This window comes from Dyella japonica DSM 16301, assembly GCF_001010355.1.
Classification (GTDB): domain Bacteria; phylum Pseudomonadota; class Gammaproteobacteria; order Xanthomonadales; family Rhodanobacteraceae; genus Dyella; species Dyella japonica.
Map to the genome: position 1 here is coordinate 54,294 of NZ_JPLA01000002.1, position 26,034 is coordinate 80,327.

The 26,034-nt window shown below is 64.3% G+C and carries 23 protein-coding genes; 8 read left to right on the top strand and 15 right to left on the bottom strand.

Going from position 1 to position 26,034, the window contains the following annotated elements:
- The first annotated feature begins 26 nt into the window (after positions 1 to 26).
- Positions 27 to 2,066, top strand: a complete 2,040-nt coding sequence (locus tag Y882_RS00995; protein WP_082120884.1) for a M13 family metallopeptidase — start codon at positions 27 to 29, stop codon at positions 2,064 to 2,066.
- Positions 2,067 to 2,204: 138 nt separating this feature from the next.
- On the opposite strand, the gene Y882_RS01000 is transcribed toward Y882_RS00995, so the two are convergent.
- The 5 genes from Y882_RS01000 to Y882_RS01020 all read right to left on the bottom strand — a co-directional run bounded on the left by Y882_RS01000 (position 2,205) and on the right by Y882_RS01020 (position 7,609).
- A complete protein-coding gene (locus Y882_RS01000) occupies positions 2,205 to 3,452 on the bottom strand; it encodes an aminotransferase class V-fold PLP-dependent enzyme (RefSeq protein WP_046970007.1) in 1,248 nt (415 codons plus the stop codon).
- 34 nt (positions 3,453 to 3,486) lie between these two features.
- Positions 3,487 to 4,806: a Fe-S cluster assembly protein SufD gene (gene sufD / locus Y882_RS01005; protein ID WP_046970008.1), complete on the bottom strand. Its 1,320-nt coding sequence runs from the start codon at positions 4,804 to 4,806 to the stop codon at positions 3,487 to 3,489.
- Entirely contained in the window at positions 4,803 to 5,573 is a 771-nt protein-coding gene (gene sufC, locus Y882_RS01010; RefSeq protein ID WP_046970046.1) for a Fe-S cluster assembly ATPase SufC, read from the bottom strand. The genes sufD and sufC overlap by 4 nt, the downstream gene beginning before the upstream one ends.
- A gap of 72 nt (positions 5,574 to 5,645) precedes the next feature.
- Positions 5,646 to 7,127: a Fe-S cluster assembly protein SufB gene (gene sufB, locus Y882_RS01015; protein WP_046970047.1), complete on the bottom strand. Its 1,482-nt coding sequence runs from the start codon at positions 7,125 to 7,127 to the stop codon at positions 5,646 to 5,648.
- Positions 7,128 to 7,174: 47 nt separating this feature from the next.
- The gene (locus tag Y882_RS01020) at positions 7,175 to 7,609 is read right to left on the bottom strand and encodes an SUF system Fe-S cluster assembly regulator (RefSeq protein ID WP_046970009.1); all 435 of its coding nucleotides are present in this window, start codon (positions 7,607 to 7,609) and stop codon (positions 7,175 to 7,177) included.
- A gap of 333 nt (positions 7,610 to 7,942) precedes the next feature.
- Between Y882_RS01020 and Y882_RS01025 the strand changes: the two genes are divergently transcribed.
- The 6 genes from Y882_RS01025 to Y882_RS01050 all read left to right on the top strand — a co-directional run bounded on the left by Y882_RS01025 (position 7,943) and on the right by Y882_RS01050 (position 13,264).
- Positions 7,943 to 8,281: a P-II family nitrogen regulator gene (locus tag Y882_RS01025; RefSeq protein ID WP_046970010.1), complete on the top strand. Its 339-nt coding sequence runs from the start codon at positions 7,943 to 7,945 to the stop codon at positions 8,279 to 8,281.
- On the top strand, positions 8,271 to 9,608 hold the full coding sequence (locus Y882_RS01030) for an ammonium transporter (RefSeq protein WP_211259100.1): 1,338 nt from the start codon (positions 8,271 to 8,273) through the stop codon (positions 9,606 to 9,608). Before Y882_RS01025 ends, Y882_RS01030 begins: the two co-directional genes overlap by 11 nt.
- 221 nt (positions 9,609 to 9,829) lie before the next feature.
- Positions 9,830 to 10,843 (top strand): aminoglycoside phosphotransferase family protein, encoded by a 1,014-nt coding sequence (locus tag Y882_RS01035; RefSeq protein WP_046970011.1) that lies wholly within the window; start codon positions 9,830 to 9,832, stop codon positions 10,841 to 10,843.
- Positions 10,840 to 11,511 (top strand): N-acetylmuramate alpha-1-phosphate uridylyltransferase MurU, encoded by a 672-nt coding sequence (murU, locus tag Y882_RS01040; RefSeq protein ID WP_046970012.1) that lies wholly within the window; start codon positions 10,840 to 10,842, stop codon positions 11,509 to 11,511. Before Y882_RS01035 ends, murU begins: the two co-directional genes overlap by 4 nt.
- A 138-nt stretch (positions 11,512 to 11,649) precedes the next feature.
- Positions 11,650 to 12,765 carry a sterol desaturase family protein gene (locus tag Y882_RS01045; RefSeq protein ID WP_046970013.1) on the top strand — a complete coding sequence of 372 codons (1,116 nt, stop codon included), beginning with the start codon at positions 11,650 to 11,652 and terminating at the stop codon, positions 12,763 to 12,765.
- 124 nt (positions 12,766 to 12,889) lie between these two features.
- Positions 12,890 to 13,264: a hypothetical protein gene (locus tag Y882_RS01050; RefSeq protein WP_156171291.1), complete on the top strand. Its 375-nt coding sequence runs from the start codon at positions 12,890 to 12,892 to the stop codon at positions 13,262 to 13,264.
- A 133-nt stretch (positions 13,265 to 13,397) separates the two neighbouring features.
- Here Y882_RS01050 and secF read toward each other — a convergent pair whose 3' ends face one another.
- The 10 genes from secF to Y882_RS01100 all read right to left on the bottom strand — a co-directional run bounded on the left by secF (position 13,398) and on the right by Y882_RS01100 (position 24,203).
- Entirely contained in the window at positions 13,398 to 14,363 is a 966-nt protein-coding gene (secF, locus tag Y882_RS01055) for a protein translocase subunit SecF (protein ID WP_046970015.1), read from the bottom strand.
- A 13-nt stretch (positions 14,364 to 14,376) separates the two neighbouring features.
- Entirely contained in the window at positions 14,377 to 16,248 is a 1,872-nt protein-coding gene (secD, locus tag Y882_RS01060; protein WP_046970016.1) for a protein translocase subunit SecD, read from the bottom strand.
- Positions 16,249 to 16,334: 86 nt separating this feature from the next.
- Complete coding sequence (yajC, locus tag Y882_RS01065; protein ID WP_046970017.1) at positions 16,335 to 16,670, bottom strand: preprotein translocase subunit YajC; 336 nt, start codon at positions 16,668 to 16,670, stop codon at positions 16,335 to 16,337.
- A gap of 372 nt (positions 16,671 to 17,042) precedes the next feature.
- Positions 17,043 to 18,170: a tRNA guanosine(34) transglycosylase Tgt gene (tgt, locus tag Y882_RS01070; RefSeq protein WP_046970018.1), complete on the bottom strand. Its 1,128-nt coding sequence runs from the start codon at positions 18,168 to 18,170 to the stop codon at positions 17,043 to 17,045.
- A gap of 160 nt (positions 18,171 to 18,330) precedes the next feature.
- Entirely contained in the window at positions 18,331 to 19,359 is a 1,029-nt protein-coding gene (gene queA, locus Y882_RS01075) for a tRNA preQ1(34) S-adenosylmethionine ribosyltransferase-isomerase QueA (protein ID WP_046970019.1), read from the bottom strand.
- Between the two features lie 110 nt (positions 19,360 to 19,469).
- The gene (locus Y882_RS01080; RefSeq protein ID WP_046970020.1) at positions 19,470 to 20,072 is read right to left on the bottom strand and encodes a response regulator transcription factor; all 603 of its coding nucleotides are present in this window, start codon (positions 20,070 to 20,072) and stop codon (positions 19,470 to 19,472) included.
- Positions 20,069 to 21,250, bottom strand: coding sequence for a sensor histidine kinase (locus Y882_RS01085; protein ID WP_046970021.1), 1,182 nt, complete (start codon positions 21,248 to 21,250; stop codon positions 20,069 to 20,071). The genes Y882_RS01080 and Y882_RS01085 overlap by 4 nt, the downstream gene beginning before the upstream one ends.
- Positions 21,247 to 22,398 (bottom strand): sensor histidine kinase, encoded by a 1,152-nt coding sequence (locus tag Y882_RS01090; RefSeq protein WP_052949557.1) that lies wholly within the window; start codon positions 22,396 to 22,398, stop codon positions 21,247 to 21,249. Before Y882_RS01090 ends, Y882_RS01085 begins: the two co-directional genes overlap by 4 nt.
- A gap of 105 nt (positions 22,399 to 22,503) precedes the next feature.
- Positions 22,504 to 23,289: an ABC transporter permease gene (locus Y882_RS01095; RefSeq protein ID WP_052949559.1), complete on the bottom strand. Its 786-nt coding sequence runs from the start codon at positions 23,287 to 23,289 to the stop codon at positions 22,504 to 22,506.
- Positions 23,289 to 24,203 carry an ABC transporter ATP-binding protein gene (locus tag Y882_RS01100; protein ID WP_046970023.1) on the bottom strand — a complete coding sequence of 305 codons (915 nt, stop codon included), beginning with the start codon at positions 24,201 to 24,203 and terminating at the stop codon, positions 23,289 to 23,291. The genes Y882_RS01095 and Y882_RS01100 overlap by 1 nt, the downstream gene beginning before the upstream one ends.
- A gap of 285 nt (positions 24,204 to 24,488) precedes the next feature.
- Here Y882_RS01100 and Y882_RS01105 point away from each other — a divergent pair, with 285 nt between their 5' ends.
- Complete coding sequence (locus tag Y882_RS01105; protein WP_046970024.1) at positions 24,489 to 25,997, top strand: aminotransferase class III-fold pyridoxal phosphate-dependent enzyme; 1,509 nt, start codon at positions 24,489 to 24,491, stop codon at positions 25,995 to 25,997.
- Positions 25,998 to 26,034: the final 37 nt, after the last annotated feature.

The window sequence follows — 26,034 nt, forward strand, 5'->3', positions numbered from 1 at the left end:
GCCACGCATCCCACCAGGGAGACTCCATGAAGAACCGCATTGTGAAACCGCTCGCGCTGGCCGTGGGCTTGGCGCTGTGTACCGGCGCGCTGGCCGCCCCCGGCGGCTCCTTCGACGTGAAGGAGCTGGACACCAACAAGAGCGCCTGCAACGACTTCAACGGCTTCGTCAATGCGAAGTGGCTCGCCGCCAATCCGATCCCTGCCGACCGCACGCGCTGGGGTTCGTTCGATGCGCTGCGCGAAGGCAGCCTCAACGTGCAGCACAGCATCGTCGACAAGGCCGCCAAGGATGCCGCCAGCGCGCAGCCGGGCTCGATCGAACAGAAGATCGGCTACTTCTACGCCTCGGGCATGGATGAAACCGCCATCGAAAAAGCCGGCTACGACCCGATCAAACCGGAGCTCGCGCGCATCGACGCGCTGAAGAACAGCAAGGACGTGGTGGCCTATATCACCGACAGCTACGCCCGCGGCAACCCGGTGACGTTCCGCTTCTACGGCAACGCCGACTTCAAGGACTCCAGCCGCCAGATCGCCTACGCCAACCAGGGCGGCCTGGGCCTGCCGACGGCCGATTACTACAGCAAGCCGGACTTCGAAAAGATCCGCACCGCCTACGTCGCGCATATCGCGCGCACGCTGCAGCTGGTGGGCGTGAGCGAAGCCGACGCGCAGAAGCAGGCCAAGGCCGTGATGGCGTTCGAGACGCGCCTCGCCGCCGCCTCGCTGGTGCCCACCGAGCTGCGCCAGCCGGAAAACCGCTATCACTTCGTCAGCATCGCCGAAGCCGACAAGGCGACGCCGCACTTTGAATGGGCCGCGTTCTTCAAGGCGCAGGGCGCGGACGTGAAGGATGGCTTCTCGCTCTCGCAGCCGAAGTACTTCGCCGAGTTCGACAAGATGCTGGCCGACGTACCGACCAACGACTGGCAGGCCTATCTGCGTTTCCATGCGATCGACGCAGCCGCACCGTATCTCTCCACGCCGTTCCAGCAGGAAGACTTCGCCTTCAACGCGCAGACGCTCAACGGCCAGAAGGAAATGAAGGCGCGCTGGAAGCGCACGCTCGACAGCGTGGAAGGCGGCATGGGCATGGCACTGGGCCAGCTCTACGTGGCACAGACCTTCTCGCCGGAATCCAAGGCACGCGCCGAACAGCTGGTCGGCGATCTGCGCGCGGCCTACAAAAACCGCATCGAAAACCTGCCGTGGATGAGTGAAGCGACCAAGAAGAAGGCGCTGGAAAAGTGGGCCACCTTCACCCCGAAGATCGGCTATCCGGACAAGTGGCGCGACTGGGCCGGCCTGACCATTCCCAGCGGCAACAGCTATTTCCAGAACGTGCAGGCGGCCGACAAGTTCAACTATGACTACATGGTCGACAAGATCGGCAAGCCGGTCGACCGCACCGAATGGGGCATGACGCCGCAGACGGTGAACGCGTACTACAACTCGCTCAAGAACGAGATCGTGTTCCCTGCAGCCATTCTGCAGCCGCCATTCTTCGACGCCAAGGCGGATGACGGCCTGAACTACGGCGGCATCGGCGCCGTGATCGGCCACGAAATGGGCCACGGCTACGACGACCAGGGCAGCAAGTTCGACGCCCAGGGCAACAACGTCAACTGGTGGACCGACGAAGACCGCAAGGCCTTCGAAGCGCGCACCGACCGCCTGGCCGACCAGTTCAACCACTACGAAGCGCTGCCGGGCAAGTTCGTCAACGGCAAGCTGACCATGGGCGAGAACATCGGCGACCTGGGTGGCCTCAATGCCGCCTACGACGCGCTGCAGATGGCGCTGGCGCGCAATCCTGCCGAAGCGAAGAAGAAGATCGACGGCTACACGCAGGACCAGCGCTTCTTCCTCAACTGGGGTCGCGTGTGGCGCGGCAGCATCCGCCCGGAAGCGCAGCTCACCCTGCTCAACACCGATCCGCATGCACCGGCTCAGTTCCGCGCCATCGGTGCGCCGTCGAACATGCCGGCGTTTGCACAGGCGTTCCAGTGCAAGGCGAACGACGTCATGGTGCGTTCGGCCGATAAGCAGGTGAAGATCTGGTAACGCTTGTCACCTGGTAAGCAAACGAAACGCCGCGGTCATGCCGCGGCGTTTTCGTTGGTGTGGCTAGCTAGTCACCAGATATCGTGCGGATAGCTAAATGCGTGGCGCCGAACGAGGCGAATCACTGACACCACGCGTTCACAACAGCAGCTTGCGCACCTTGAGCAAGGCCGTGATGAAGGCATCGACCTCTTCGCGGGTGTTGTAGAACGCGAGCGAAGCACGCAGCGTGGCCGGCACCTGGAAGAACTGCATCAGCGGATGGGCGCAATGGTGGCCCGAGCGCACAGCAACGCCCTGCAGGTCGAGCAGCGTGGCCAGGTCGGTGGCTTGGGCGCCCTCGATCAGGAACGAGATCACCGGCTCCTTTTCCTTGGCCTCGCCAAACAGGCGCAGGCCGGGAATTTCGCGCAGGCGCTCGGTCGCATAGGCCAGCAGCTGCTGTTCCCAGGCGTGGATGGCTTCGAAGCCCACGGAGTCGTAATAGTCGATCGCTGCCGTGACACCCGCGAAACCGGCGATATTCGGCGTGCCCGCTTCGAACTTGTGCGGTGCGGCGGCAAACGTGGTGCCGGAGAAACTCACCTCACGGATCATCTCGCCACCGCCAAAGAACGGCGGCATCGCCTCGAGCAGTTCCTTGCGCGCCCACAGGCCACCGGTGCCGGTGGGCGACAACATCTTGTGGCCGGTGAAGGCGTAGAAATCGCAACCCAGCGCCTGCACATCCACGGGGCGATGCGGCACCGCCTGTGAGCCGTCCACCACCAGCGGAATGCCACGCTTGCGGCATTCGCGCGCAATCTCGCGCACCGGATTGACCGTGCCCAGCACGTTCGACACATGGGTGACGCAGGCCAGCTTCACGTCGGGCGTGAGCATCTCGATGTACTTCTCGAGGATCAGCTCGCCGCGCTCGTCGATTGGCGCCGCCTTGACCGTGGCGCCCGTGCGCGAGGCGACGATCTGCCACGGCACGATATTGGCGTGATGCTCCATCACCGTGGTGAGGATGCTGTCGCCTTCCTTCAGGCGCGGCAGCGCGTAGCTGTAGGCGATGAGGTTCATCGCCTGGGTGGTGCCGGAGGTGAGGATCAACTCGTTGCGCGAGGTGGCATTGATGAAACGAGCCAGCTTGTCGCGCGAGCCTTCATAAGCCGCCGTCGCCTCTTCGCCCAGCAGATGCACGGCGCGCGACACGTTGGCGTTGTGATGACGGTAATGCGCGTCCACCGCCTCGATCACGCTCTCCGGCTTCTGGCTGGTATTGGCGTTGTCGAAGTAGATCAGCGGCTTGTCGTGCACGGTGCGCGAGAGCAGCGGGAAATCCGCGCGGATGCGCTGCACATCGAAAACGGTCGGGCTCGGCTTGGTCTGTGCGTTCATCGTGTTCGTTTCGCCTGCACTGTCGGGCCGCCGGTCAGGCGGAAGGCAATTGCGCCATCAGTCGTTCGTTGATGTGTTCGCGCAGCCCCTCGTCCGGCAGGGACTCGAACACGGCACGGCAGAAGGCCGCGGTAAGCATCGCGCGCGCTTCGGCCAGCGGAATGCCGCGCGAGCGCAAGTAGAACAGCGAGCGCTCGTCGAGCTGGCCTACGGTGGCGCCGTGCGCCGCCTTCACTTCGTCGGCGTAGATTTCCAGTTCGGGCTTGGTGTCGATTTCGGCCTGCGCGGAGAGCAACAGGTTCTTGCTGCTCAGGCTGGCGTCGCTGCCATCGGCGCCTTCGGCCACCACGATGGCGCCGCGGAACACACCGCGCGAACGCTCGTCGGCCACGCCACGCCATACCGACTCGGAGGTGGTATTGAGCGCCTGATGGCGGATCGACATCTGCGTATCCACGTGCTGACGACCGCGCAAGGCAAACACGCCGCCCGTATCCAGGCGCGACTTGTCGCCGGCCAGCACCGCGTGCAGATCGTGGCGCACCAGCGAACCGCCAAGCTCCAGCGCATACATCGCCGCGTGCGCTTCGGCATCCAGCTGGAGGCTGTCGTGGCGCACCAGCGTGCTGGCGTCGGAGGCATCCTGCAGCGTCACATGACGCAGCTTGGCGCCCTGGCGCAGCACGATATCGGTGACCTGGGTGCCGAGGTTCTGATGGGAATCGGTGGCCACGTGCTGCTCGACCAGGGAGAGCTCGGCGCCCTCACCCAGTTCGATGACCTGGCGCACATGCGATGCAAGCGCCGCATCCGCCGGCGCACCAACGAACAGCAGGCGGACGGTCTGGGCAATCTTTGCGTTCGCAGCCACGCGCAGCACCACGCCATCGCCGGCAAGCACCGCGTTGAGGCGGGCGAACACATCGCCGCCATCGCGGTAGTGGCGCGACAAGGCGAAACGCAACGGCTCGGCATCACCCTTCAGCACCTGCGACAGCGGCTGCAGCGTCAGGCCGGCCGGCAGGTTGTCCGCACGCGACAGATCCTGGCGGAACACGCCATTGACGAACACCAGTGAGGGACCGTCGATTCCAGCCAGCGCATAGCGATCCATCTCGATCGCACGCGTGGACGCCTGGGCGTCACCGGCAGCGAAACGGCGCTGACCCAGCGCGCGCAGTGCGGTGTACTTCCACGCCTCCATGCGCGTATCCGGCAGACCGCCCGCCACGAAGGCATCGAGGTTCTCGCGGCGCGCGGCATCCAGCCAACCGATACCGCTGCCCGGCAGCTGCGCCTGCGCGGCAGCCTCCAGCAGCGATTCGACGAAGGGCGTGCGCTGGGCCTCGCTCATGCCGAGGCTCCAGTGAGCGCGGGATCCTTGTCGTTCACCCACGCATAGCCCTGCGCCTCCAGCTTCAGCGCCAGGTTCTTGTCGCCGCTTTCCACGATGCGGCCATCGGCCAGCACGTGCACGAAATCCGGTTCGATGTAGTCGAGCAGGCGCTGGTAATGCGTGATGACCAGGAAGCCGCGCTCGCTCGAACGCAGCGCGTTGACGCCCTGTGCCACCTGCTTGAGCGCATCGATGTCCAGGCCCGAATCGGTTTCGTCCAGGATCGCCAGCTTGGGCTCCAGCACGGCCATCTGGAAAATCTCGTTGCGCTTCTTCTCGCCGCCGGAGAAACCTTCGTTCACCGCGCGATGCAGCAGCTCGTCGGAGATCTGCATGATCTTGAGCTTCTCGCGCACCAGCTTGAGGAACTGCATGGAGTCCAGTTCCTTCTCGCCGCGCTGCTTGCGCTGCGCATTGAGTGCGGCACGCAGGAAGTAGGTGTTGTTGACGCCGGGGATTTCCACCGGGTACTGGAACGCCAGGAACACGCCGGCAGCAGCGCGCGCTTCGGGTTCCAGCGACAGCAGATCGACGCCGTTGAAGGTGACCGAGCCTGCGGTCACTTCGTAGCCGTCACGGCCGGAAAGCACGTTGCCCAGCGTGGATTTGCCGGCGCCGTTGGGTCCCATGATCGCGTGCACTTCGCCCGGGTTCACGCTGAGCGTGAGTCCCTTGAGGATGTCCTTGCCCTCGACGCGGGCGTGCAGGTTTTCGATCTTCAGCATGACGGTTTCTTCATTGGGCAGCACCGGAGCGCCGCGTGTTCAAAATAGGATCGGATGCAGCGTTGGCGGCGATCAGCCAACCGCGCCTTCCAGCGACACTTCCAGCAGCTTCTTCGCTTCCACCGCAAACTCCATCGGAAGTTCGCGGAAGACCTGCTTGCAGAAGCCGTCGACGATCATCGACACGGCGTCTTCCTCGCCGATGCCGCGGCTGCGGCAGTAGAACAGCTGGTCGTCGGAAATCTTGGAGGTGGTGGCCTCGTGCTCGACGATGGCGGTGGGATTCTTCACTTCCATGTACGGGAAGGTGTGCGCGCCGCACTTCTTGCCGATCAGCAGCGAATCGCACTGCGTATAGTTGCGCGCGCCTTCGGCACCCTTCTCCACCTTCACCAGGCCGCGATAGCTGTTGCTGCTGCGGCCGGCGCTGATGCCCTTGGAGACGATCTTCGACTTGGTGCCCTTGCCGATGTGGATCATCTTGGTGCCGGTATCGGCCTGCTGACGATGATGGGTGAGCGCGACGGAGTAGAACTCGCCCACCGAACGATCGCCGCGCAATACGCAGCTGGGATATTTCCAGGTGATCGCCGAACCGGTTTCCACCTGGGTCCAGGAAATCTTCGAATCGTTGCCGCGGCAGTCGCCACGCTTGGTGACGAAGTTGTAGATGCCGCCGACGCCGTTCTCGTCACCCGGGTACCAGTTCTGCACGGTGGAATACTTGATCTGCGCGCGCTCCAGCGCCACCAGTTCCACCACCGCGGCGTGCAGCTGGTTCTCGTCGCGCATCGGCGCCGTGCAGCCCTCGAGGTAGGACACGTAGGCATCGTCTTCGCACACGATCAGGGTGCGCTCGAACTGCCCGGTGTTGATGGCGTTGATGCGGAAATAGGTGGACAGCTCCATCGGGCAACGCACGCCCTTGGGGATGAACACGAACGAGCCGTCGGAGAACACGGCCGAATTGAGCGCGGCAAAGAAGTTGTCGCCCGTCGGAACCACGCTGCCCAGGTACTTCTGCACCAGTTCGGGATGTTCGCGGATCGCTTCGCTCATCGAGCAGAAGATCACACCGGCTTCGGCCAGCTCCTTGCGGAAGGTGGTGCCCACGGAGACCGAATCGAACACCGCATCCACCGCCACGCCGGCGAGCTTGGCGCGCTCATGCAGCGGCACGCCGAGCTTGTCGTAGGTTTCCAGCAGCTTGGGATCGACTTCATCCAGCGACTTCGGGCCCGACTTGGGCGCGGCGTAGTAGCTGATCGACTGGTAGTCGATCGGCTTCAGGTTCAACTTGGCCCAGTCCGGCGTCGGCATGGTAAGCCAGTGGCGATACGCCTTGAGGCGCCACTCGGTCATCCACTCGGGCTCTTTCTTGAGCGCGGAGAGCTGGCGCACGATGTCTTCGGACAGGCCGGGCGGCAGATACTCCGTCTCGATGTCCGTGACGAAGCCGGCTTCGTAGCGACGGCCCAGCGCCTCGGCGACTTCGGCGTTGTCGCGCAGGGTCGTGGCGGAGAGGTCGCTGCGTTCAGTGGTTTCGGTGGTCATGGTGTTCTTCGTGTCGTCGTGGGCGTTCGTCATGGATGGCCTGGCGGTCATCCGATCAGGTTGGCGTCGATACGACGACTGGGTGGTTTGAGCATGTCGGACAGGCTGACCGCACGCAGCGCGCTATCGACCACGCTGTTGACGTGTTGCCAGTTGGAGCGGACCCCGCAAAGCGATTCGCGGTCGCATTGACCTTCGGCGAGGCTGCATTCGGTCATGCCGATGGGGCCTTCCAGCGCTTCCACGATCTGGGCCAGGGTGATGTCGTCGGCCGGGCGTGCCAGGCGGTAGCCGCCATTGACGCCGCGAAAGGACTCCACCAGGCCCGCATGGCCCAGCGACTTGAGCAGCTTGCTGACGGTGGGCAGCTCCAGGCGCGCCTCATCGGCGATCTGCGCCGTGCTGAGCACGTCGTCAGGATGGGCGGCGATGCAGGTCATCACCACGGTGGCGTAGTCGGTGAGTCGGCTGACGCGGAGCATGGGGGGCGGCCAGGGAGACTGCGGGGAATCGGTACCAAAATGGTACTGATTAATGCCCCTGGGGTCAAACCGCGGCAATGCACCAAAAGCGGGAATCGTCCGGGACAGAACGCCCCCATTCCGGGCAAGGTCACCCTGCCGGCTTACGAAAACATCCCCCTTCCCTCACCCTCATCCCTGCGAAAGCAGGGATCCAGTGCCTTTGCCTCTCCTCCAACCCATTGAAAGTCGATGGATTCCAGCTTTCGCTGGAGTGACGGTGGGAGGCGCGAGCACTCCCTGGCACGCATCCTGCTGCACCGCGACATATCGACCGCACGGGGAGCGTTGGGGATGAAGTGGATTACGGCGATTATCAAACCGTTCACGCTGGACGATGTCCGCCAGGCGCTGACCGAGGTGGGCGTGACGGGCATGACCGTCACCGAGGTGAAGGGATTCGGGCGCCAGCACGGCCATACCGAGTTGTATCGCGGGGCGGAATACGTGGTGGATTTCCTGCCCAAGCTCAAGCTTGAAGTGGCGGTGGCGGACGAACAGCTCGACAGGGCCGTGGAAGCCATTGTCAGCGCCGCGCGCACCGGCAAGATCGGCGACGGCAAGGTGTTCGTGAGCGAGCTGGAACAGGCCATCCGCATTCGCACGCAGGAGGTCGACGTCGATGCGCTTTGAGCTCAAAACCCTGCGCCCTGCCCTCACCCTCATGGGGCTGCTGGCCACCTCGCCCGTCTGGGCGCAGGCCGCCGCCGCGCCCACGCATATCGACAGCGGCGACACCGCGTGGATGCTCACCGCCACCGCCCTGGTGCTGCTGATGACCATCCCGGGCCTCGCGCTGTTCTACGGCGGCATGGTGCGCGCGAAGAACCTGCTGTCGGTGCTGATGCAGTGCTTCGCCATCACGGCGATGGTGTCGGTGCTGTGGATGGTCTACGGCTACTCGCTGGCCTTCAGCACGGAAGGCATGCAGGCCGGCGTGACCAATCTGCATTCGTTCATCGGCGGACTCGATCGCGTGTTTCTTGCGGGCCTCAAACCCGATTCGCGCTATCAGACGGTGCCGGAAAGCGTGTTCGTGATGTTCCAGCTGACCTTCGCCATCATCACGCCTGCTCTCATCATCGGCGCCTTCGCCGAGCGCATGAAGTTCAGCGCGCTGCTGTGGTTCAGCGGCCTGTGGCTGACCATCGTCTACCTGCCGGTGGCGCACATGGTGTGGAGCGGGCCGGGTTCCTTCCTTGGCGATCTGGGCGTGCTCGATTTCGCCGGCGGCACGGTGGTGCACATCAACGCGGGTATCGCGGGCCTGGTGGCCTGCCTGGTGATCGGCAAGCGTCGCGGTTATCCGAACGTGCCGATGCCGCCGCACAACCTGGGTTACACCGTGGTGGGCGCCAGCCTGCTGTGGCTGGGCTGGTTCGGCTTCAACGCAGGCTCCGCCGTTGCGGCCAATGGCAGCGCCGGCATGGCGATGCTGGTGACCCAGATCGCCACCGCTGCTGCCGCACTGGGCTGGCTCGCCATCGAATGGATCGTGCACGGGCGGCCCAGCGTGCTGGGCATTGTTTCCGGCGCCGTCGCCGGACTCGTGGCGGTCACGCCGGCCGCCGGTACCGCGGGGCCCGGCGGCGCACTGGTGCTGGGCCTGATTGCGGGCGTCGTCTGTTTCTTCAGCGCCACGCGCCTCAAGCACAAGCTCGGCTATGACGACTCACTGGATGTGTTCGGCGTGCACGCCATCGCCGGCATCATCGGCGCCCTGCTCACCGGCCCGCTGGCCTCGCCCAAGCTGGGCGGCTTCGGCACGGTGGAATCGCTGTTCGGGCAGTTGTGGATACAGGCCAAGGGCGTGGGCTTTACCGTGGTGTGGAGTGCCGCGCTGAGCCTGCTGATCCTCAAGCTAATCGACTGGACGCTGGGCCTGCGCGTGGATGACGAGCAGGAGCAGGTAGGTCTGGATCTCTCGTTGCACGAAGAGAAGGCTTACAACCTGTCGTGAGTGTACGCGTGCCCCCTCTGACCGGAGAGGGGGCACGCTCGTTTGTGGGAGCGCACCCTGTGCGCGACTGCCACGCCTAGGTGTACCGCTCCGTAGGTTTGTCGCGCACAGGGTGCGCTCCCACAGTAGATTTTCCACCGTAGATTCCGACCCAACTCTGGATCCCGGCATGACGAGGCGAATACCCGCTAAGCTTCTCTCATTGCCATTTCCAGCCCACCATGACCACCGTTCCCGACCGCGCCGCCGCCCGCCTCGCCTGGACCCGCTCCGCCCTTGGCGACCCTTCGCTCGAACTGGTTTCCGCCTCATCGGACGCCAGCTTTCGCAGCTACTGGCGCACGTATCACGACGGCAAGAGTTGGGTGGTGATGGATTCGCCGCCCGCGCTGGAGGATCCACGCCCCTGGATGGCCATGGGCGAAAGGCTCACTGCAGTCGGTGTCCATGTACCGGCCGTGCATGCGACCGATCTCGAGCAAGGCTTTCTGCTGATCGAAGACCTGGGCACCCAGCTCTATCTGCCGGCCTTGAACGACGACAGCGCCGACCGCCTCTACGGCGACGCCATGGACGCACTGCTGCTGATGCAGACGCGCATGGCACACGACGATCTGCCGCGCTTCGATCACGCGCGCCTGGTGAGCGGACTGGAAGTGATGCCGGAATGGTTTCTCGGCAAACACCTCGGTCACACGCCCAGCTGCCACGAATGGGATGTGCTCGAAGCCGCGTTCAGCGTGATCATCCGCAATGCGCTGGAACAGCCGCGACGCTTCGTGCATCGGGACTACCACAGCCGCAACCTGCTTATCGTCGATCACAACAATCCCGGCGTGATCGATTTCCAGGGCGCGCTGTCCGGCCCGATCACTTACGACCTCGCCTCGCTGCTGCGCGATGCCTATATCGTGTGGCCGCGCGAGCGCGTGGAAGGCTGGGTGGCATCGTATCGGCAGCGTCTGCTCACGGCCGGCGTGATCGACGAAAAGATCGACGGCCAACGTTTCCTGCGCTGGTTCGATCTCACCGGCCTGCATCGCCATATCCGCGTGCTCGGCCAGTTCTATCGCCTGTGGTATCGCGATGGAAAACCCGGCTACCTCGCCGACGTGCCGCGCGTGTATCACTACGTGGTGTCGGTGGCGGAGCGCTATCCGGAGCTGGCGGATTTCGTGGGGCTGCTGAAGCAGCACGCGGAGGGTCGTGATCTTACGCAGGTGGCAGCCGCATGAGACACGCCCTGATCTTCGCCGCCGGCCTCGGCGAGCGCATGCGTCCGCTTACGGACCACACGCCCAAGCCTTTGCTGGAAGTGGGCGGCAAGCCTCTGATCGAATGGCACCTGGAAAGGCTCGCGGCGATCGACGTGCGCTACGTGGTGATCAATACCTCGCATCTGGCGGATCAATTTCCCGACGTGCTCGGCGATGGTTCGCGCTGGGGGCTGCGTATCCGCTATGCCTACGAAGGTCCGACGCCGCTGGAAACCGGTGGCGGCATGCTCAACGCGCTTCCGCTGTTGGGCCCGGAGCCATTCATTGCCGTCAGCGCCGATATCTACAGCGACTACGACTATGCGGCGCTGCCGCTTGAGCCTGCCGGCCTGGCACACCTGGTGATGGTGCCCAATCCGGACTGGCATGCCACGGGCGATTTCGTGCTGGACCAGGGGCTACTTCACGAAGACGGCCCCGGCGCGCGGCTCACCTTCGGCAATATCGGTCTCTATCGCCCGGCGTTCCTGCATGGCCAGACGCCTGGTCGCTTCAAGCTGCTGCCGCTGTATCAGCAGGCCATGCGAGACGGCCAGCTCAGCGGCGAGCACTACGACGGCTTCTGGCGCAACCTGGGCAACCCGGCGCAGCTGGCGGAGCTGGACGCGCATTTGCGCGGCAGCTAAGCGAAAGGTGGCCTGCCGCAAAATCCTGCCGGATGGATGCGGCCGGCAGCCGGCGGTATCCTGAACTGCCCGGTTCTGTAGCGCCCCGCTCCGCTCCCCGCCTGCAGGACCGACACGTTTTCTCGCAAGGTGTAGCCGATGTCCGAACTGTGGTCCCATCTGGTCAGCTGGTTCGCCAGCCACGGCGTACTGCCGGTGCTGCAGTTCCTGCATCTGGAAGGCCTCGCCGGCGATCCGATCGACATCTCCGGCTCGCTGCTGATCGCCGCGTTCCAGTTGTGCGTGATCGGCCTGATCTTCCGTCCGCTGGAAAGCGTGGTGCCGGCCGAGCGCTGGGAGCACCGCAAGCTCACCAAGGTCGACTTCCAGTACACCGTGTTGATGCTGGTCGGCATCTTTCCGATCTTCAGCTATCTGATCCTCACGCCCATCGCCAATTACTTTGGCGGGCCGGACACCGGCCCCGGCGACGCCAGCGCCTCGCCGCTCGCCATCACCCACTGGGTGCCATGGCTGAAGCAGCATCCGTGGCTGCTGTTCGGCTGCTACTACGTGATCTACGACCTGGTGTACTACTGGATGCATCGCCTGCAGCACGCCTTGCCGTGGTGGTGGGCGCTGCACAGCATGCACCACAGCACGCGCCAGATGAGCTGCTGGACGAATGACCGCGGCAGCCTGATCGACGGCTTCATCCAGTCGATGATCCTCGCCAGCGTGGGCATCGTGATGGGCGTGGAGCCCGAGCAGTTCGCCTGGCTGGTGCTGATGGGCGAACTGGTGCAGAACTTCTCGCACGCCAATGTGCGCATCGCGTTCGGCCCGGTGTTCAACCGCGTGTTCGTGTCACCGAAGTTCCACCGTCTGCACCACATGCTGGTCGACCCCACCCGACCGACCCTGCACAACTGCAACTTCGGCCAGGTGTTCTCGATCTGGGACGTGCTGTTCGGCACCGCGCTGTACAACGAACCGCTGCGCCCCACCGGCGTGGGCGATCCGATGGTGGATGACGACAACAACCACGGCCTGGTTGGCCTGCACTGGAATGCGGCCAAGCGGTTCTGGGGCGCGGTGCGCCGGCCGTCGGGATGGAAGTTCGGCGAGGTGGCGTTTGGCCCGGACTACCGACCGATACCGGTGGATCAGCTGGATCTGCATGGGTTGGCGCATCATGTGTTGCAGCCGGCGCATTCAAAGGAAAAGCCCGCGCTCGACCTTGCCGAAACAAACGAATCGATCGAGCCCGCCTGATTGTGCCCGCTTCCGCCTTTAAGATGGCGCGCTCTCCGCGCCGATCTCCGGCTGAATAAGAGAGCGGACAACTCGATAGGCGGGGAATGGAATGGAGCTCAAGTCGGAAGTTTGGGATCGCGTCATGGAGTTCGCCTCCCTGCTCGCACAAGAAGACAAGCGCGATAGGTTTTGGGTCAACTACAACGCGCTGAAGGACTACTGCGAGGCGCAGAGCCTGGACGGTTACGACCATCCATTCCTGTGGGAGAGCCTCGCGGATTTCACCATTGATGATCGCGCTGCCATACCTCTCTATCTCCGCGCTCTAAGCCGAGCCATCGGTGACGAGGCACGTGACTATCGCGTATCGATCAAATTCGCACTGGCGGAGCGCCATAAAAACATGGGTGAGACAGAACTGGCGCGCCAGTACGCCATCGAAGCGGATGATGAAGCGAAACAGATTGACGATCTTGACCTGCGACGCCGCATAAGCAGATTCCTGCTCTCCGAATGAGGAAAGTGCAATCCCTTCGCTTCAAACGAGCTGGGCACGTGAGCAGCCCCCCCCCTTTGAAGCTCGATGCAACGCAAACAAAAAGGCCCGGGAAATCCCGGGCCTTTTCTTTTCCGTCGAATCAGCGCGTCACTTACGGACGACGCGCCAGCTCCGGATTTTCCTTGGTCCTGGGCATCAGGTCCTGCTTGGACACGCCCAGCCACAGCAGGATCGGGCTCGCCACGAAGATCGAGGAGAGCGTACCCACCAGGATGCCGATCAGCATGGTGATGGCGAAGCCGTGCACCGCGGGACCGCCGAAGAAGTACAGCGCGGCCATGGTGATGCCGGTGAACAGCGCGGTGATGATGGTACGCGACAGGGTGTTGTTGATCGAACGGTTGAGGATCTCTTCCGGCTCGGCCTTGCGGGCCAGGCGGAACAGTTCGCGCACGCGGTCGAACACCACCACCTTGTCGTTGATCGAGTAACCGATCACCGCCAGCACCGAGGCAAGCACGGTCAGGTCGAACTCGCGCTGGGTCAACGCGAAGATGCCGACCGTCACCAGCGCATCGTGGGCCTCGGTGGCGATGGCCGCCACGGCGAAGCGCCATTCGAAGCGGATGCCCAGGTACAGACCGATGCCGAGCACCACCACGATGGCGGCCACGATACCGTCGCTGCGCAGCTCCTCGCCCACGGCGGAGCCGACGTAGTCGCGGCTCTTGAGCTTGGCATCCGGACGCGCAGCCTGCAGGGCTTTGGTGACGTCTTCGGCGATCTTGTCCAGGTTCACCTTGCCGCCGTCGGCGACGCCCGAGTGCGGGTCGTCCTTCGGCTGCAGGCGGATGGACACTTCCTTGGTGCCACCCAGGCTCTGCACCAGGGTGTGCTCCATGCCGCCCTTTTCCAGGGCGTCGCGGACTTCGCCGACCTGCACCGGGTTGTCGTAATCCATCACCAGCGACACGCCGCCGGTGAAGTCCAGACCGTAGTTGAGGCTCTTCACCGTGATCAGCGCGATGGAGGCGACCATCAGCAGAATCGCGATGCCCACGCTGAACTTCCTCATGCCGAGGAAGTTCACGTTCGCGTTGTGATTAAAAATTTCCATCTGTGTCTCTTCCTCAGACCGACAGCGTCTTGAGCTTGCGATGACCATGGATCAGCGCGGTGATCGCGTGCGTCACGGTGACCGAGGTGAACATCGAGGTCAAAATACCGATCAGCAGCGTGACACCGAAGCCCTTGATCGGGCCCGAGCCCATCGTGGTCAGCGCGAGTGCGGCGATAAGGTGGGTGACGTTGGCGTCGAGAATGGTGGCCCACGCCTTGTCGTAACCGGCGCGGATCGCCGCGTGCGGCGAGGAGCCGTTGCGCAGTTCTTCGCGGATGCGTTCGCAGATCAGCACGTTCGCGTCGATCGCCATACCCAGCGTCAGCACGATACCGGCAATGCCCGGCATGGTCAGCGTCACGCCGACAGCCGACATCACCGCGATCAGGATCACCAGGTTGAAGAACAGCGCCACGTCGGCCACCAGGCCAAACAGCTTGTAGTAGAACGCAGCGGCCAGCAGCACCAGGGCAAGGCCGAGCGTCACGGCGCGCAGACCCTTCTGGATGTTGTCCTGGCCCAGGCTGGGACCAATCACGCGCTCTTCGACGATGTCGACCGGCGCCGCCAGCGAGCCGCCCTTCAGCAGCAGCGCGAGGTCCGACGCTTCCTTCGGGCTGCGCAGGCCGGTGGTCTGGAAGTTCTTGCCGAACACGCCGTTGATGGTGGCGTAGTTGATCACTTCTTCAGTGACCTTGGGCGTGCGCACTTCCTTGCCGTCGACGACCTTGGTGTCGACCACGCGCTCCACGTACACCACGCCCATCGGCTTGCCGACGTTGCCGGTGGTGAAGTCGAGCATCTTCTTGGCGCCGGCCGCATTGAGCGTGACCGACACCGCCGGGCTGCCGCTCTGCTGGTCGAAGCTGGAGGACGCATCCACCAGCTGATCGCCGGTGACGATGATGTTCTTGCTCAGCAGGTACGGACGGCCGTCGCGATCCTTGTACAGGCGCGCGTCGGGCGGAACGATGCCGGTGCGGGCAGCGTCCACCGCCTGCTGCGGCGTGCCGTAACCGGAACGGTATTCCAGCGTGGCCACGGCGCCGATGATCTTCTTGGCTTCGGCCGTGTCTTGCACGCCGGCCAGCTCGACCACGATGCGGCTGTCGCCCTGCTGCTGGATGATCGGCTCGGACACACCCAGCGCGTTGATGCGGTTGCGCAGCGTGCCCAGGTTCTGGCGGATGGTGTTGAGCGAAAGCTCACGCGCCTTGTCCGGACGCACCGCGGCGCTCAGCGGGAAACGGTCGCCGGTGGCGCTGCCATCGGTGATCGCCAGGTCCGGATAATCCGCGACGATGGCGTTGGATGCAGCGGTGCGGTCAGCGGCGCTCTTGAGCACCACCATCACGCCCTGTCCGCGCTGCGGGTTGCGCACCACCGACTCGTAACGGATGTTCTTTTCGCGCAGCAGGCTGCGGATGTCGTCCGCGTAACGCGTTTCCTGCTTGTCGATCACATCGTCCTGATCGACCTGCATGAGGAAGTGCACGCCACCCTGAAGATCCAGGCCCAGCGGCATCGACTTCGCGCCGATGGAGGTGAGCCAATGCGGCACCGTGGACTTCAGGTTGAAGGCCACCGTGTAGTCGTCGCCCAGCGCACCCTTGATCGCGTCGGCGGCGCTCTTCTGCACGTCGGCATTGGCGAAGCTGGCCAGCAGATGGTCGCCATTGAGCTCGACGCCGGTGCTGACGATGTTGGCCTTCTTCAGCGCGTCGATCGCTTTCTGTTCGATCGCCTGGTCGACCGTGCCATTGCGGTTGGCCGTGACCTGCACGGCAGGCACCGGCAGGAACACATTGGGTAACGCATAGACAATACCGAGCACCAATACGATGGCGACCAGCGCATATTTCCAGCGTGGAAAATCACTCATGCCTTGAATCCGTCAGAAGCCACGGCAGAGGCGGCCGTGGCGAGCAATGCTTTGGTGGACCGGAGCCCCTCCGCTCCGGCAAGTCGTCAGGACGACTTCAGCGAGCCCTTCGGGAGGACCTGCTGCACGGCGCCCTTCTGCACCTTGATCTTCACGTTCGGGGCGATTTCGACCGTGATGAAGCTCTCACCGATCTCTTCCACCTTGCCGGCGATACCGCCGTTGGTTACCACTTCGTCACCCTTGGACAGGGCCGACAGCATGGCGCGGTGTTCCTTCTGACGCTTCATCTGCGGGCGGATCATGACGAAGAACATGACCACCAGCAGCAGGATCGGCAGGGCCAGGCTCATCAGGGGATTACCCCCCGGAGCGGCTGCGGGAGCGGCCTGGGCAATCACATAGGACATCGGAAAAGTCATCAGCTCGTCTCGCAAGTAGCGGTATTGCCAGAGTTTTCTGACAACACCTGATAAAAGATCGTGGATTATGCCACGCGCCCCCGGCCCCTGCATGCGCTGCAAGGCCCGCCCGTGAAGGGTTCTGGCGCCGGGAGGCGTGGATTGCAAGGGCTGGACCGGGGCGGAAGGGCGAAGGTTCCCTGGCCGGCTCCTATTTCGTCATTCCGGCGCAGGCCGGAATCCAGTAGCGGCGGGACTTGGTTCTCGCGCCACGGTAAGGGCTATATCGGGCTTTGGCGACAACCCATCACCTCGCCGCTGGATCCCGGCCTACGCCGGGATGACGAGCATGGGGGCTAGCCTCAAATTAGACGCCGCCTCGGCGACGAAGGCTCAGGCCACCACCCCGCCCGCCCTGCGCGCATAGAACTCCGCCACGAAGTCCTCCAGCTTCCCCGCCGCGATGGCATCGCGCAGCCCCGCCATCAGGCGCTGGTAATGCCGCAGGTTGTGCATGGTGGCCAACTGGCTGCCGAGGATCTCGTTGCAGCGGTCAAGATGCCGCAGGTAGGCGCGGCTGAAGCCGTTGCTGCAGGCGTAGCAGTCGCAGCCTTCCTCGATCACGCGGGTGTCCAGCGCGAACTTGGCGTTGCGGATGCGCAGCGTGCCCTCGGCGGTGAACAGGAAGCCGTTGCGTGCATTGCGGGTGGGCATGACGCAGTCGAACATGTCGATGCCGCGGCGCACCGCTTCCACGATGTCCTCAGGACGGCCCACGCCCATCAGGTAGCGCGGCTTGTCGGCCGGCAACATGGGCACGGTGAAATCCAGCGCGTGGTTGCGCTCGGCCTCCGGCTCGCCCACGGCAAGGCCGCCCACGGCGTAGCCATCGAAGCCGATGTTGACCAGGCCCTCCGCCGAGCGGCGGCGCAGGTTTTCGTAGACGCTGCCCTGCACGATGCCGAACAGCGCGTTGGGATTGTTCAGATCGTCAAACGCACGGCGCGAACGCTCCGCCCAGCGCAGGCTCAGTTCCATCGAGGTGGACGCCACCTTCTCCGTGGCCGGATACGGCGTGCACTCGTCGAAGATCATGGCGATATCCGAATCGAGCACCGTCTGGATACGCATCGACTCTTCCGGCGACAGGAACACCTTGGAGCCATCCACGGGCGAGGCGAAGGCCACGCCTTCCTCGGTGATCTTGCGCTTGTGCGCCAACGAGAACACCTGAAAACCACCCGAATCGGTGAGTATCGGCTTGTCCCAGCCGATGAACTTGTGCAGCCCGCCAAATTGTTCCACCACCTCGAGACCGGGGCGCAGATACAGGTGGAAGGTATTGCCCAGGATGATCTCGGCACCGATCTCGCGGACGTCCCGCGGGGTCATCGCCTTGACCGAGCCATAGGTGCCAACCGGCATGAAGGCCGGCGTTTCCACCGTGCCGCGGTCAAACGTCAGACGGCCACGACGGGCCGCGCCATCAGTGGCCTGGAGTTCGAAAGTCAGAGAAGTCATAGGGGGAATTATCGCCTGTCCGGCGATTTCGTGCTTTGGGGGCCAAATTGCCCCTCCTTGTGGGAGCGCACCCTGTGCGCGACAAACCGACGGAGCGGTGCATCGCAAGCTTGCTGTCGCGCACAGGGTGCGCTCCCACAGGTGTGGGCGGCGTTGTCACTCAGCCCTTGGGCAAAATCAACATCGCATCGCCATACGAGAAAAACCGGTACTTCTGCTCCACCGCATGCCGATACGAGCCCAGCATGAAGTCGCGCCCCGCCAGCGCGGACACCAGCATCAGCAGGGTCGATTGCGGCAGGTGGAAGTTGGTCAGCAGGCCGTCGATGCTGCTGAACTGGTAGCCGGGGAAGATGAAGATCTGCGTTTCGCCCGCGAACGGCTGCAGTTCGCCATCGCGCACGGCGCTTTCCAGCGCACGCACCACGGTGGTGCCCACCGCGATCACCCGACCGCCGGCCGCGCGCGTGCGGCGGATCTGCTCCACCAGGCTCGCGCCCACGTTGAGCCACTCGCGATGCATCTGGTGATCCTTGATGTCATCGGCGCGGATCGGCTGGAACGTGCCCGCGCCCACGTGCAGGGTCACGTAGCCGAACTGGATGCCGCGCTCGCGCAGCGTCGCCAGCATCGCCTCATCGAAATGCAGGCCGGCGGTGGGCGCCGCCACGGCACCCGGCTCGCGCGCGAACACCGTCTGATAGCGCTCCATGTCGCTGGCGTCGGCGTGGCGTTCGATATACGGCGGCAGCGGCATTTCGCCGAGTTTCAGCAGCAGCCTTTCCAGCGGCTCGGGCGATTCGAAGTGCAGACGGAAGAACGCGTTGTCGCGCCCCAGCACCACGGCATGGCTGCCGTCGGCCAGCTCGATGCGGCCACCTTCTTTGGGCTTCTTGCTCACCCCCAGCTGCACCGTGGCCTCGTGCGCACCGGTGACGCGCTCGATCAGGATCTCCACCTGGCCACCGGTGTCCTTGCGGCCGTACAGGCGCGCAGGCAGCACGCGCGTGTCGTTGAACACCAGCAGGTCGCCCTCGCGCAGGAACGCCGGAAGCTCGCGGAACATGCGGTCCTGGCGCGACTGCGCATCCACATCGAGCACCAGCAGACGGCTGGCCGAACGCTCGGACAGCGGCGCCTGCGCGATCAGCTCAGGCGGCAACTCAAAATCGAAATCGGTCTTCTTCACGGCGGGATACTGGCGTCGAATAGGCCATTATCGCCCAAAACCCGCGGCCGGCCCCCAGGCGTGGGGCAGGCGCGGCCGGGAAAACCTGTTCCCGCGCCCTATCGGGCCAGCTACAGCCAACCCTTCTGCCGGGCCAGCCGATAGGCCTCGATGCGATTGGCGGCGCCGAGTTTGCCGATCGCCTCGGACAGGTAATTGCGCACGGTGCCATGCGAGAGGTTGAGCTGGGTGGCGATATCGTTGGCCGACTGGCCCTCGCCGGCCAGGCGCAGCACCTGGCGCTCGCGATCGTTCAGCGGATCGGCCTCCGACCAGGCCTCCAGCGCCAGCTGGGGATCGATGGCGCGACCGCCGCGATGAACCATGCGCAGCGCCTCGGCCAGGTTTTCCGCCGGTGCGTCCTTCAGCAGATAGCCGGATACACCGGCATCCAACGCACGGCGAAGAAAGCCCGGCCGCGCAAAGGTCGTCACGATGATCACCTTGATCGGCATCTCATGGCGCTGGATGCGCTGCGCCAGCTCCAGTCCGGTGAGCCCCGGCATTTCGATATCGGTGACCAGCACATCGGGCTTGATGCGCTGTACCTCGCGCCACGCCGCCTCACCATCCGCCGCCGAACCAAGCACCTCGATATCACTTTCGAGATTGAGCAGCGCGGACAACGCGCCACGCACCATGGCCTGGTCTTCGGCCAGCAATACACGAATCATGCAGCACTCCTGTTGTTCAACTCGATGGCGGGCGCATCGGATGCAGCGACCGCCACCTGCTCCTTGCCCAAAGGCACCTGCACGGTAAGCACCGTGCCGTGCCGCAAAGGCGAATCGATCTGCAGGCTGCCGCCCAGCGCACGCACGCGTTCGCGCATGCCGCTCACCCCATTGCCATGCACGCTCAGGCCGCCGCAACCGTCGTCCGTGACCTGCATGCGCAAGCCATGCTTTTCGATGGTGAAGTCGACGCGTGCTGCATTCGCTTTGGCGTGACGATGGATATTGGTCACCGCTTCGCGCAGCACCAGGGCCAGCGGCGCTTCGACCTGGGCGGGCAGTTGGGTATCGCAAGGGAAGGCGCCGTGGAAGCCGACGCCCGAGGCTTCCAGCATGAGACGCGCCGAAACCAGCTCCGCGGCCAGGTCGCCGCGTCGCATGCCGGTCACTGCGGTGCGCACCTCGGCCAAGGCATGACGCGCGACACGTTCGACTTCTTCCATCTCGCGCTGTGCACGCTCGGGATCAATCAGCGCCAGCTTGCGCGCGAGTTCCGATTTCAGCGCAACCAGCGACAAGGTATGTCCAAGCAAGTCGTGCAGGTCGCGACCGATGCGCTCGCGCTCCGCCAGCGTGGCGAGGCGCCGTACTTCTTCCTGCGACAGACGCAGCGCCGCATCCTTGCGATGGTTGTTCATGCGCAGGAAATGGCCAAAGCCGGACGTCAACGACACGAACACGATCAGCAGCATGACCCACGGCGAGACGTGCAGCTCGTAGGCGACGATGGCCGTGGGAACGACCAGGATGGCCAGCGCCGTGAGCCAGCGGCGCAGCGAGGACAAATAGGCGAAGCACATGGCCGCAGACACCACGTAGCCGATAGCCACGCCGTTGAATGGCCATACGATCAAACCAAGCACCGCAATGCCCGTGGCATACCAGGGCAGTTGCCGATACGGCGCGGTATAGACTTTGAGGTGGAAATACAGATACAGCGGCGCGGAGATCAGCGTGGGGATCAGCCAGCGCGTCCATACCGCCCTGGGGTCGGCCATCGGGCCGATCAGCAGCGCGGCGACCCACACCAGGTTGGCCATCGCCTCCCAGCGCAGATAGCTGGGCGAGCCGAGTTTGCCCAGCAGGGAATCGGGGTGCGGTTTGAACCAGCTGCTCATGTTGCCTGCCGCTCCTGCGGTGACCAACCCGTGGCCGGCGTATCGGGCGTCCCATCCAACTGGCCCACGTCGCGCAACACCGTGCGTGAACACAACGGCACCGTGATGTTCAGGCGCGTGCCCTGGCCGGCCGGCGAGAGCACCTCGAGCGTGCCGCCCAGCGCCCGCACGCGTTCGACCATGCCTTTGAGCCCATTGCCGTGTACATCGATGCCGCCGCGTCCATCGTCCTGGATGCACAGCTTCAGCGTCTGATTGGCCACTTCGGTCAGCACGCGCGCACGACTGGCTCGAGCGTGCCTTGCGATATTGGTCACGGCCTCGCGCAGCACCAGCGCGAGTCCACGCTCGACCTCGACCGGCAAGGATGGCGGCAGCTCGCCGCATTCGAACGACACCGCCGACGACTCCAGCATCAGTCGCGCCGCGGCGAGTTCGGCGGCCAGATCGGTGGCGCGTATGCCGGACACCGCCGTGCGCACCTCCGACAAGGCGTGCCGCGCCACGCGTTCGGCTTCGGCCATTTCGCGCTTGGCCGCCTCGCTGTCGCGATCGAACAGCTTGCGCGACAGCTCCAGCTTCAAGGTGATCAGCGACAGCGTGTGGCCAAGCAGGTCATGCAGGTCGCGACCGATGCGCTCGCGCTCGGCCAGTGCCGCCAACCGGCGTACTTCATCGTGCGAAAGACGAAGCTCGGCCTCCTTTTCCTCACTGAGGCGCTCGGCGTGCACCACCAGGCCGACAATGATCGAGGTGACGGGTATCCAGATGATGGCCTGCCACGGATAGTGCAGCAGCCGCACCTCGACGATGAGCATCACGTTGAGCAGGGCCAGCAAGGCCATGTAGAGGCTCAGCCGCATGCGGCAGCTGCGCAGCATGATGGTGCCGTACACGAAATAGGTCAGCCCGCTGGGATACCAGCGCAACAGCAGCATCGACATGGCAACCAGCGCCAATGCGTAGTAGCGCGACTGCCGGCGGGAGGCGATGCAGGCCTGTGCATACAGCAGCAGGAACAGCGGATAGCTGAAGAGGGTGATCCAGGCCCACTGCCAGGTGTAGTGATCGAACGCCGGTATCACGAACACCCAGACCGACCACAGCAGATGCACGGCATCCACCCAGGGCGACTTGCCCTTGTGCATGCTGATCGCCGCCAGAGAGTCCGGCGCCGGCGTAAACCAAGCTCGTAGCCACTGACGCACCGTGTCCCGCTCCCCGTGATCCGTCCGCCCTTCGTGCATGCTACTTCAACCCACCCGACGCAGGCGCCGGGCCGCCAGCAGGAAGAAACCCACGCCATAGGCCAGCAGCACCAGCAGATGTGGCCATGCCGGCGACTGGCCCATGCCGAGCGATCCCAGGGCAAGCTGTTGCAGATGGGCGCTGGGCCAGATCGGCGCGATGCGCTGCAACGCCTGCGGCAGCGCGGAGAGCGGTATCCACAGGCCCGACAGGAAGGACATCGGCAGATAGATGAGGTTGATCACGCCCGGCGCACCCTGCCCCTTCACCAGCGTGCCCACCAGCATGCCCAGCGCGCAGAACGGCAGCACACCCAACATGCCGGTGACGATGAATACCAGCGCCTGCGACACGCCCAACTGCACGTGCGCCAGCCCGATGCCCAGCGCCAGCAGCAACAGCATCACGATCGCCGCGGCCAGCATCGCCATCACCATCTTGCCCAGCAGATAGGCGCCGGGTGGCATCGGCATCGCGCGCTTGAGCGTCAGCAGGCCGTTCTCGCGCTCCATCGCCAGCGAGACGCCGAAACCGAACAGGCCCGGGCTCATCACGCCAAACACGCCATAGCTGGCCAGCAGATAGCGCGCCGTGTTCGCATCGGCGTTGTGGTTCATCACGATGCCGAACAGCAGGTAGAACATGGTGGGAAACAAAGTCACCGGCAGCAGGAACCCAGGCGCGCGGAAGTAGCGCAGGCATTCGCTGCGCGCCTCCATCGCGTAGGCAGCAAGCAGGCGGCGCGAGGTCATGCCTTGGTACGGCACGGTGGCGATCGCGGTCACGGACATTACGCAGCCTCCTTTTCGGCGGCGCTCTCGCGGGTCAATTCTGTGAACGCCTCGACAAGACCGGCGCGGCGGACTTCCAGTTCCGACAGCAGGGGATCGGCATCCAGCAGGCGGCGCAGCACGCGTTCGGGCGCATCGCTGTGCAAAAGCAGGTGCGTGCCATCGCGTTCTGCACGCGATATGTGCGGCCATTGCGCCAGGGCATGCACATCCAGATCGCTGATGCAGCGGATGCGCGTCACGGCCACGTGCGCACGCAATTCGTCCACGCTGCCCTGGCTCAGCACGCGGCCCTTGCCGAGTACGACCACCCGTTGCGCCAGCGCCTCGGCCTCTTCCAGGTAATGCGTGGTGAGCACGACGGCGCAGCCTTCGGCGGTGAGTCGTCGAATCGCCGCCCATAGCTTTTGCCGCGCATCGATATCCATGCCGACCGTGGGCTCGTCCAGAAACAGCAACTCCGGCCGGCCACACAGCGCCAGCGCAAACTGCACACGACGCTGCTGGCCGCCGGAAAGCGCCGCATAGCGACGTGAGAGCAGATCGGACACACCGGCCATCTCCGCGCTTTCCGCCAACGAACGCGGCGCGGGGTAGTAGCTCATGGTGAGGCGTAACAGTTCCGATACAGTCAGCGTGGATGGCAGAAAGGCCGATTGCAGCATCACGCCGATGCGGCGGCGCGCATCGATCGCCTGCGGATCCTGGCCAAACAATTCCACCCTGCCCGCATCGGCGCGTATGAGCCCCAGCAGCAGGCTGATCGCCGTGCTCTTGCCGGCGCCGTTGGGGCCGAGCAAAGCGAGCAGTTCGCCGCGGTGCAGCATGAGGTCGAGACCATCCAGCGCCGTTAAAGCGCCGTAACGTTTGACTACGCCAGACAGGCTGGCCACCACGGCGACGGACGGGTTCATGGCTCCTCCTTGTTGCCTGCCATGCTAGGCAGCGCAAGGGTTTGCCGGCAGTTGCCCCCGTCAGCTACCACACATGACAAGCGTCACCCGGGGTACCGGCGGCGACACCGCCGCGCTATGCTCAGGTTGCCGTTGCATTGCACATCCGTGATGGATCGCAGTGCGGCACGGCTCTCACGAGCCACGAGAAACGCTGAACAACATCGCGTTTCCGCAACGCATTCGTAGACATTCGATGCGCATGCCATCAGGACGGCAGGCAAGTCGACTTTGAAGGAGTTACCCATGGGCGTGATTGATCAGCTGCGCGAAATGCGCGAATTCGGCGGCGCACCGCAGACCAGTGGCCTCGATGACGCCACCATCGAACGCTACGCGGCCAGTCATCCTGACCTGGTGCAGGCGATCAGCGATGCGGTGACGCGTCATCGTGAACTGCGCGGCGAGCTCGGCGATTTCCTCAAGCTCGACGAAGCCGAACAGATGGCGCAGGTGCAGTCGGAATTCGTGAACTTCTATCCCGACGATGCGATCAACCCGTACCTGCCCGCCGCTGCGCGCGGCCCGTGGGTGGTGAGCTTCAAGGGCGCCGTGATCCACGACAACGGCGGCTACGGCATGCTGGGCTTTGGCCACAACAACGCCTCCATCGATGCCGCACTCGCGCGTCCGCAAGTGATGGCCAACGTGATGACGCCGAGCATCTCGCAGATGCGTTTTGCCAAGGCGATGGATCGCGAACTGGGCCGCCACCGCGACGGCAATCCGTATACGCGTTATCTCGCGCTCAATTCCGGTTCGGAATCGGTGGGCCTTGCCTGCCGCATTGCCGACGTCAACGCCAAGCTGCTGACCGATCCGGGCGCACGTTATGCCGGTCGCGCCATCAAGCGCCTGGTGGTCAAGGGCGCCTTCCACGGCCGCACCGACAAGCCGGCGCTCTACTCCGATTCCACGCGCAAGACCTACCTGCAGCATCTGGCCAGCTATCGCCACGAAGACACGCTGCTTACCGTGCAGCCTTACGACATGGCGCAGCTCGAAGCCGTGTTTGCAGACGCGGACAAGAACGGCTGGTTCATCGAGGCGATGTTCCTGGAACCGGTGATGGGCGAAGGCGATCCGGGCCGCGCGGTGACGCCGGAGTTCTATCAGAAGGCCCGCGCGCTCACCGAAGCACACGGTTCGCTGTTGCTGGTCGACTCCATTCAGGCGGGCCTGCGTGCGCACGGCGTGCTGTCGGTCACCGATTATCCGGGCTTCGAGAAACTCGCGCCGCCGGATATGGAGACCTTCTCCAAGGCGCTCAATGCCGGCCAGTATCCGCTGTCCGTGCTGGCCGTCACGGCACGCACCGCCGAGCTGTACCGCAAGGGCATCTACGGCAACACCATGACGGCCAACCCGCGTGCGCTCGACGTGGCGCTCGCCACACTCGACCTGCTCACCGATGAGGTGCGCAACAACATCCGCGAGCGCGGCAAGGAATTCGTCGACAAGCTCAACGTGCTCAAGAACGAACTTGGCGGCCTGATCACCAAGGTGCAGGGCACCGGCCTGTTGTTCTCATGCGAGCTGGCACCGGAGTTCAAGTGCTACGGCGCCGATTCGATCGAGGAATACATGCGCGAGCGCGGCGTCGGCGTGATCCACGGCGGCACCAACTCGCTGCGCTTCACGCCGCACTTCCTGGTCACCAGCGACGAAGTGGACCTGGTCGTGTCGCACGTGCGCCAGGCCTTGCTGCAGGGGCCGCGCAAGCTGAAAGCCGAAGCGAAGGCTGAAGCAGCCTGAAGCAGCAAGATGACCGGCATCGTTCACGCCACGTCGA

Coding starts and splice junctions, on each gene's coding strand:
- Y882_RS01090 (WP_052949557.1), bottom strand. CDS start 22,398: ATGCACAAGGGCAAGTCGCCCTGGGTGGATGCCGTGCATCTGCTGTGG.
- Y882_RS01095 (WP_052949559.1), bottom strand. CDS start 23,289: ATGTCCGTGACCGCGATCGCCACCGTGCCGTACCAAGGCATGACCTCG.
- yajC (WP_046970017.1), bottom strand. CDS start 16,670: ATGACTTTTCCGATGTCCTATGTGATTGCCCAGGCCGCTCCCGCAGCC.
- sufB (WP_046970047.1), bottom strand. CDS start 7,127: ATGACCACCGAAACCACTGAACGCAGCGACCTCTCCGCCACGACCCTG.
- Y882_RS01035 (WP_046970011.1), top strand. CDS start 9,830: ATGACCACCGTTCCCGACCGCGCCGCCGCCCGCCTCGCCTGGACCCGC.
- sufC (WP_046970046.1), bottom strand. CDS start 5,573: ATGCTGAAGATCGAAAACCTGCACGCCCGCGTCGAGGGCAAGGACATC.
- Y882_RS01030 (WP_211259100.1), top strand. CDS start 8,271: ATGCGCTTTGAGCTCAAAACCCTGCGCCCTGCCCTCACCCTCATGGGG.
- Y882_RS00995 (WP_082120884.1), top strand. CDS start 27: ATGAAGAACCGCATTGTGAAACCGCTCGCGCTGGCCGTGGGCTTGGCG.
- secF (WP_046970015.1), bottom strand. CDS start 14,363: ATGGAAATTTTTAATCACAACGCGAACGTGAACTTCCTCGGCATGAGG.
- Y882_RS01050 (WP_156171291.1), top strand. CDS start 12,890: ATGGAGTTCGCCTCCCTGCTCGCACAAGAAGACAAGCGCGATAGGTTT.
- Y882_RS01105 (WP_046970024.1), top strand. CDS start 24,489: ATGGGCGTGATTGATCAGCTGCGCGAAATGCGCGAATTCGGCGGCGCA.
- Y882_RS01020 (WP_046970009.1), bottom strand. CDS start 7,609: ATGCTCCGCGTCAGCCGACTCACCGACTACGCCACCGTGGTGATGACC.
- tgt (WP_046970018.1), bottom strand. CDS start 18,170: ATGACTTCTCTGACTTTCGAACTCCAGGCCACTGATGGCGCGGCCCGT.
- Y882_RS01000 (WP_046970007.1), bottom strand. CDS start 3,452: ATGAACGCACAGACCAAGCCGAGCCCGACCGTTTTCGATGTGCAGCGC.
- secD (WP_046970016.1), bottom strand. CDS start 16,248: ATGAGTGATTTTCCACGCTGGAAATATGCGCTGGTCGCCATCGTATTG.
- Y882_RS01085 (WP_046970021.1), bottom strand. CDS start 21,250: ATGAGCAGCTGGTTCAAACCGCACCCCGATTCCCTGCTGGGCAAACTC.
- Y882_RS01100 (WP_046970023.1), bottom strand. CDS start 24,203: ATGAACCCGTCCGTCGCCGTGGTGGCCAGCCTGTCTGGCGTAGTCAAA.
- Y882_RS01045 (WP_046970013.1), top strand. CDS start 11,650: ATGTCCGAACTGTGGTCCCATCTGGTCAGCTGGTTCGCCAGCCACGGC.
- murU (WP_046970012.1), top strand. CDS start 10,840: ATGAGACACGCCCTGATCTTCGCCGCCGGCCTCGGCGAGCGCATGCGT.
- Y882_RS01025 (WP_046970010.1), top strand. CDS start 7,943: ATGAAGTGGATTACGGCGATTATCAAACCGTTCACGCTGGACGATGTC.
- sufD (WP_046970008.1), bottom strand. CDS start 4,806: ATGAGCGAGGCCCAGCGCACGCCCTTCGTCGAATCGCTGCTGGAGGCT.
- Y882_RS01080 (WP_046970020.1), bottom strand. CDS start 20,072: ATGATTCGTGTATTGCTGGCCGAAGACCAGGCCATGGTGCGTGGCGCG.